The organism is Streptomyces sp. AC627_RSS907 (assembly GCF_019049165.1).
The window spans coordinates 949-5701 of sequence record NZ_JAGMUE010000689.1 but is presented as its reverse complement, the minus strand read 5'-3'; the positions used below and the strand labels follow the sequence as shown (position 1 = coordinate 5701).

Sequence of the window (4753 nt, the reverse complement as noted above, 5' to 3'; positions counted from 1 at the left end):
GGAGGCGTTGTGGGGGCTGGTCGCTTCGGGTGGGGATGCGGTTGGTGGGTTCCCGGTGGACCGGGGCTGGGATCTGGAGTCGTTGTACCATCCGGATCCGGATCATGCGGGGACGTCGTATGTCCGTGAGGGCGGGTTCCTGTATGACGCCGGTGAGTTTGATGCGGGGTTGTTCGGGATTTCGCCGCGTGAGGCGTTGGCGATGGATCCGCAGCAGCGGTTGCTGCTGGAGACGTCGTGGGAGGCGTTCGAGCGCGCCGGGATAGACCCGCTGTCGCTGCGCGGTGAGCAGATCGGCGTGTTCGCCGGCATGAACAGTCTCGACTACGCCGACCTGGCCGGGAGGCTGCCCGAGGAACTGGAGGGCCACCTCCTGACCGGCACGTCCGGCAGTGTCGTCTCCGGCCGGGTCTCCTACACGTTCGGCCTCGAAGGGCCGGCGGTGACGGTGGACACGGCGTGTTCGTCGTCGTTGGTCGCGCTGCACCTGGCGGTGCAGGCCCTGCGGTCCGGTGAGTGCTCCATGGCACTGGTCGGTGGCGTGGCCGTGATGTCGGGGCCGGAGACCTTCATTCAGTTCTCTCGTCAGCGGGGGCTTGCTGCGGATGGTCGGTGTAAGTCGTTCGGTGCGGGGGCGGACGGGACGGGCTGGTCCGAGGGTGCGGGGATGCTGCTGGTGGAGCGGCTCTCGTCGGCGCGTGCCGCGGGCCGTCGGGTGCTGGCGGTGGTGCGTGGTACGGCGGTGAATCAGGACGGTGCGTCGAACGGGTTGACGGCGCCGAATGGTCCGTCGCAGCAGCGGGTGATTCGTGCGGCGCTGGCGCAGGCCGGCCTGGCTGCGTCCGAGGTGGATGTGGTGGAGGCGCACGGCACCGGGACGAGTCTGGGTGATCCGATCGAGGCGCAGGCGTTGCTGGCGACGTATGGCCAGGGGCGGGGCCGTGGCGGTGAGCCGTTGTGGCTGGGTTCGGTGAAGTCGAACATCGGTCATACGCAGGCGGCTGCGGGTGTTGCCGGGATCATCAAGATGGTGCTGGCCATGCGGCACGGTGTGCTGCCGGCGACGTTGCACGTGGATGAGCCGTCCCCGCACGTGGAGTGGGCCTCGGGCGCGGTGCGCCTGCTGACCGAGGCCCGACCGTGGGAGGTCGCTGAGGGGCGGCAGCGTCGGGCGGGTATCTCTTCGTTCGGCATGAGCGGTACGAACGCCCACGTCATCATTGAGGAACCCGTGGCTGCGGAACCCGCTTCGGGTGTCGTGCCGTTGCCGATGGTGCCGGTCGTGGTGTCCGGGCACACGGCGGATGCGCTGCGGAGTCAGGCCGAGCGTGTGCTGCGGGCTGTGACCGAAGGGGCCGACCTGAGTGGCGTCGGTGCGGCATCCATGCGGCGGGCTGCGCTGGCGCATCGGGCGGTGGTGCTGGCGGGTGATCGGGTCCAGCTGGTGGGTGGGCTGGATGCGGTGGCGGCGGGTGCGGGCGCTCTGAGTGGGGTGGCTCGTGCTGGTCGGGTTGCGTTCCTGTTCACGGGTCAGGGTGCGCAGCGGGTGGGGATGGGCCGGGGGTTGTATGAGGCGTTCCCGGTGTTCGCGGATGCTTTCGATCAGGTGGCGTTGTATGTGGACGTGCATCTGGACCGTCCGTTGTCGGTGGTGCTGGGTGATGAGGAGCTGATTCACGAGACGGGGTATGCGCAGCCTGCGTTGTTCGCGGTCGAGGTGGCGTTGCATGCCTTGCTTTCGTCGTGGGGTGTGCGGGCCGATGTCCTGGTCGGCCACTCGGTCGGTGAGGTTGCGGCGGCGTATGTGGCGGGGGTGTTGTCGCTGGAGGATGCGGTCACGCTGGTGACGGCTCGGGGTCGTTTGATGCAGGCGTTGCCGTCTGGTGGGGCGATGCTCGCGGTCATGGCCTCCGAGGCCGATGTGCTCGCGGAGTTCCCCGACGTCGATATCGCCGTGGTGAACGGGCCGGGTTCGGTGGTGGTGGCCGGGTGTGAGGCTGACATCGACCGGGTTGCCGGGCGTGGTTGGAAGACGTCGCGTCTGCGGACCAGTCATGCGTTCCATTCGCGGTTGGTGGAGCCGATGCTGGCGGAGTTCCGTGCGGTGGTGCGCGGGCTGTCCTTCAGTGAGCCGTCGGTGCCGGCGGTGTCGACGGTGTCTGGGCGGGTGGTGGAGCCGGGGCAGTGGTCTGATGCGGAGTACTGGGTGGAGCAGGTCCGGCGGCCGGTCCGGTTCGCCGACGCGGTCAGCGCGCTCGACGGCGTCACCCGGTTCGTGGAACTGGGCCCGGACGCGGTGCTGAGTGCCCTCGTGCAGCAGCCGGAGACGGTTGCCGTTCCGCTGCTGCGCCGTGACCGCGACGAGGTCACCACCGCGCTCACGGCGCTGGCCACCCTCCACGTCAACGGCGTATCGGTGGACTGGTCGCCGCTGTTCACCGGGGTCCAGCCGGCCGAGCTGCCGACGTACGCCTTCCAGCGGGAACGGTTCTGGCCGGACGAGACCCGCGCTGACCGGGCGTTGGAGCCGGGCCGGGACGACGCGGACTTCTGGTCCACCGTCGAGCGGAACGACCTGTCGGCGCTGGCTGTCGAGTTGGGAGTCACGACCACCGCGCTCGAAGGCCTGGTGCCGGCGCTGGCGTCCTGGCGGGCGCGAGGGCGGGAACGATCACTGGTCGACGGCTGGCGATACCAGGTCGACTGGGAACCGGTGACGGTTGCGTCCGACGCCCGACTCGACGGCGAGTGGGCAGTTGTCGGAGAGGATGTCCACGGCCTCGCTGAGCTGCTGACGGCGCTGGGCGCGTCGGTGCTGCCGGTGACCGACCGGGAACAACTCGTCGGACTCGATGTCACGGGCCTCGTCGCATCGCCGACATCTCTGGTCGACGCGCTCGGCTGGGCCCAGGGGTTGGCGGAGGCCGGGTGTCGAGCTCCGCTGTGGCTGGTGACCCGGGGCGCGGTGGCCACGGGGCGTGCAGACGGCGCGGCGGACATCGACCAGGCGGCGCTGTGGGGCTTCGGGCGCGCCGTCGCGCTGGAGTATCCCGAGTGGTGGGGTGGTCTGCTGGATCTGCCTGCTGAGCTGGATCGGCGGGCTTCGGGCCGGGTCGCTGCTGTGCTGGCGGGCGTGCTCGGTGCGGAGGATCAGGTTGCGGTGCGTGGTGCTGGCGTGCTGGTGCGGCGTCTGGTGCATGCGCCTGCTTCGCAGGGTGAGGTGTGGCGTCCGCGGGGCACGGTGCTGATCACCGGGGGGACCGGTGGGCTCGGGGCGCAGGTGGCGCGTTGGGTGTCGGAGCGCGGTGCTGAGCGGTTGGTGCTGGTGTCGCGGCGTGGTGCGGAGGCGCCCGGGGCGGCGGAGTTGCTGGCTGAGTTGCCGGGTGCGGAGATCCATGCGTGTGATCTGGCTGACCGGGCTGCGGTCGAGGCGTTGTTGGCAGGTGTCGGGTCTGTCGATGCGGTGGTGCATGCGGCTGGTGTGGGTGAGGATGTGCCGTTGGCTGAGGCTGATGTGGCGCATCTGGAGCGGGTGGTGCGGGGCAAGGTCGACGGGGCGTTGCATCTGGACGCGTTGGTGGGTGATGTCGATGCGTTCGTGGTGTTCTCGTCGATCTCCGGTGTGTGGGGGAGTGCGGGGCAGGCTGCGTATGGGGCTGCGAATGCGGCGTTGGATGCTCTGATCGTTCGGCGTCGGGCGCAGGGGCTGTCGGGTACGGCTGTGGCGTGGGGTCCGTGGGCCGAGGTCGGTATGGCCGCCGATGAGGACACTGCGATGCAGTTGCGGCGTCGTGGGCTGACTCCGATGGACCCGGATCGCGCGCTCACCGCGCTGGCGTTCGCGGTGGGGGCGCGTGATGCGGCCGTGACGGTCGCGGATGTGCGGTGGTCGGAGTTCCTGCCGTTGTTCACCGCGGCCAGGGAACGGCCTCTTCTGTCTGGTCTGCCGGAGGCTGTTGAGCTGGTTTCGGGCGTGGGGGAGTCGGAGTCCGGCCTTGCTGCGCGGTTGGCGGGTCTGTCGTCGGAGGAGCGGCGGCGTGTGGTGCTGGATGTGGTGCGGGGGGAGGTTGCGGCTGTTCTGGGGTATGCCTCGGCCGGTGCGGTCGAATCCGACCGGGCGTTCAAGGAGCTGGGTTTTGACTCACTGACGGCGGTGGAACTGCGTAACCGTCTCCAGACCGCGACTGCGCTGGCGTTGCCCGCGACGCTTGTGTTCGACTATCCGGACGCGGAGCGGCTGGCTGGGTTTGTGCTGGAGCTGGTGGCTGGGGTGACTGCTCCGGTGGTGGAGTCCGGTGTGGCGGTGGTGGCCTCCGAGGATCCGGTTGTGATCGTGGGTATGGGGCTGCGGTTGCCGGGCGGGGTGGAGACGCCAGAGGAGTACTGGGATCTGGTGGCCTCTGGTAGGGACGGGATCGGGGAGTTCCCGACGGATCGTGGCTGGGATCTGGAGGCGCTCTACCATCCGGATCCGGATCATGTGGGGACGTTCTATGCCCGTGAGGGCGGGTTCTTGTATGACGCCGGTGAGTTTGATGCGGGGTTGTTCGGGATTTCGCCGCGTGAGGCGTTGGCGATGGATCCGCAGCAGCGGTTGTTGCTGGAGACGTCGTGGGAGGCGTTCGAGCGTGCGGGTGTGGACCCGCGGAGCTTGACGGGACGCCCGGTGGGCGTGTTCGTGGGCGCCGCGTTCATGGGATATGGCACCGGTTCGATCGACACCGGTGACGGACTGGAAGGCCATCTCCTTACC

General features: G+C 69.2%; 1 protein-coding gene. It reads left to right on the top strand.

The features are described 5' to 3' along the window. Window positions 1–4753, top strand: a 4753-nt coding sequence (locus KUM32_RS37825) for a type I polyketide synthase (protein WP_217146354.1), incomplete at both ends; no start/stop codon positions are given.